This is a genomic window from Zhongshania sp. (genome assembly GCF_041623545.1).
Taxonomy (GTDB): Bacteria; Pseudomonadota; Gammaproteobacteria; order Pseudomonadales; family Spongiibacteraceae; genus Spongiibacter.
This window is the reverse complement of record NZ_JBFJWS010000400.1, coordinates 1-2,402: the sequence shown is the minus strand read 5'-3', so window position 1 is coordinate 2,402 and position 2,402 is coordinate 1. Positions and strand designations below refer to the sequence as shown.

The 2,402-nt window shown below is 52.5% G+C and carries 3 protein-coding genes; 1 reads left to right on the top strand and 2 read right to left on the bottom strand.

What is annotated here, in order from left to right:
* Positions 1–1,041, bottom strand: a 1,041-nt coding sequence (locus tag ABYT30_RS18475) for a CaiB/BaiF CoA transferase family protein (RefSeq protein WP_373097986.1), incomplete at its 3' end; no start/stop codon positions are given.
* A gap of 287 nt (positions 1,042–1,328) precedes the next feature.
* Between ABYT30_RS18475 and ABYT30_RS18470 the strand changes: the two genes are divergently transcribed.
* Positions 1,329–2,114, top strand: coding sequence for a crotonase/enoyl-CoA hydratase family protein (locus ABYT30_RS18470; RefSeq protein ID WP_373097984.1), 786 nt, complete (start codon positions 1,329–1,331; stop codon positions 2,112–2,114).
* Positions 2,115–2,117: 3 nt separating this feature from the next.
* On the opposite strand, the gene ABYT30_RS18465 is transcribed toward ABYT30_RS18470, so the two are convergent.
* A partial coding sequence (locus ABYT30_RS18465; RefSeq protein WP_373097982.1) for an MMPL family transporter occupies positions 2,118–2,402 on the bottom strand: 285 nt, incomplete at its 5' end.

Below are 2,402 nucleotides of genomic sequence, written 5' to 3'. Positions count from 1 at the left end.
ACCTTTAGTGACTTCTGGCGCGGTACGGCTAAATTTCGGTGCGGGCCCAGGCTGAATGTGACCGTCGACCTCAATAAAGGATTTACGGGCAATATTGTGTGGATGCTGCGGCGCTTCAGTCATAGACAGTATCGGCGCCACACAGGCATCGCTGCCATCAAAAATTTCACTCCACTCGTCACGGGTTTTGGTCTTGAATACGTCAGTTAGTTTGTCTTTCAACGCTGGCCAGCGCGCCATATCGAATTGGGGTTCAAACTCAGCATCATCCAGCTCCAGCTTTTCTTTCAGCAGATGATAGAACTGGGGCTCAATAGGCCCTACGGACATATACTTGCCATCCCGAGTTTCGTAGGTATCGTAAAAATGTGAGCCGGTGTCTAGTAAATTTACGCCGCGCTCGTCTTGCCAACCGAACATGCCAGTATTTAATGCGCTGTACATCATGTGCATCAATGATGCGGAGCCTTCCACCATAGAGGTATCAACGATCTGGCCTTTGCCGCTGCGCGTCGCTTCTAACATCGCAGACACAACGCCGAATGCGAGGTACATGCCACCCCCGCCAAAGTCACCCACCAAATTTAACGGTGGTACTGGCTTCTCTCCGGCGCGACCAATGCCGTGTAAAGCACCCGACAAAGAAATGTAGTTAATATCGTGGCCCGCCATTTGCGCCATCGGTCCAGTTTGGCCCCAGCCGGTCATACGGCCGTATACTAATTTGGGGTTACGCGCCATGCACTGGTCCGGACCGATACCTAAGCGTTCAGTAACGCCAGGGCGAAAGCCCTCAATCAAGGCATCTGCCGATTCACACAGTTTTAATACTGCCTCTATGGCACGAGGGTCTTTTAAATTTAGGGCGATGGATTTTTTACCACGCTCGCTAACACTGTTCTCTACCTTGGATTCTGCGGGCGCCGATTTACGAGTAATGGAGATCACTTCTGCCCCCATATCCGCAAGCATCATGCCCGCAAAGGGCGCAGGCCCAAGGCCCTCGAGTTCAATAATCCGCAATCCGGCGAGTGGTCCCATAATTCAATCCTACTGTTAAATAATAATGTCAGTGAATGTGTGTGTGACGCGATGCTCTACAGCATCTTGTATTTGTAGTATTACGATCCCATAGGCAGTATAAAAATAGTGCTAGGCCGGTTATTTTGCCCTGAGAACTAACCTTAGGCAAAGTATTGAACTGATGAAGTTTGTCCCCTGACGACAATCACTACCTCGTCGGATGCGATGAAATGCGGTAACACCGCGTACTTAGCCCATACTGCTAAACTGAAACTGCTGTATAAAGCGATAAAAGCGAGCCAACCATGAGTTCACCATCACTGCTTAACATCGAGCACCGCCCGCCTCTACTCTGGGTCACTATAAACCGCCCCTTAGCACGCAACGCCGTCAACGGCGAAACTGCGCACGCCCTTGCTGAGGCCTTTATCGCCTTCGACGCAGACCCAACGCTATCGGTTGCCATTCTTAGCGGCGCCGAAGACAATTTTTGTGCTGGCGCTGACCTTAAAGCGGTGGCCAGCGAAGACCCCATGCAGCGCAACCCACTAAACGCTGAGGGCATTGGCCCAATGGGGCCGAGCCGAATGCAACTAAGCAAGCCCGTTATTGCAGCGATCGACGGCTATTGCGTTGCAGGCGGACTCGAACTGGCGCTGTGGTGCGATATGCGTATTGCCACCGAGCGCGCCGTGCTCGGAGTCTTCTGCCGCCGCTTTGGCGTACCCCTTATTGACGGCGGAACCGTGCGCTTACCCCGTTTAATTGGCATGAGCCGCGCCATGGACATGATCTTAACTGGTCGTGCGGTTGATGCCAGCGAAGCTCATGCAATGGGGTTAATAAACAGAGTCGTTAGCGTTCACAAGCTTCGCGATAGTGCCGAGCAACTCGCCCTGCAAATCGCGGAGTTTCCGCAACAATGCCTGCGCAACGATCGCCTCAGCGCCCACCAACAGTGGGGAATGGATGAAACTCAAGCCATGCGCAATGAATTCGTCTTAGGAATGACAACGTTGTCATCGGGCGAAACCTTGGAGGGCGCCCAGCGCTTTGAGCAAGGCCAGGGCCGCCATGGTGAAACAAAATAATAATTACGCTGGCGACGACAGCACAGGGCTTGCTGCGTCCGGTGTCAATTCCGGCTCAAACTCGGGGCCAAAGGGTTTGGTAATTAATAATAGCGCCGGCATAAACAGCATATCCGCTAATAAGGCCACCGTAATTGCGACACTCAACAAAATGCCAAAGCTGGAAACAATCGCCAAGTTCGACAATAAATAACAGGAGAAGGCACCCAACAATATAACCGTGGTAATTAACAGCGCCGGCCCCACATCTCGCATGGCGTCTTCTAGCGCGCGGCGGTAGTTGCCGGT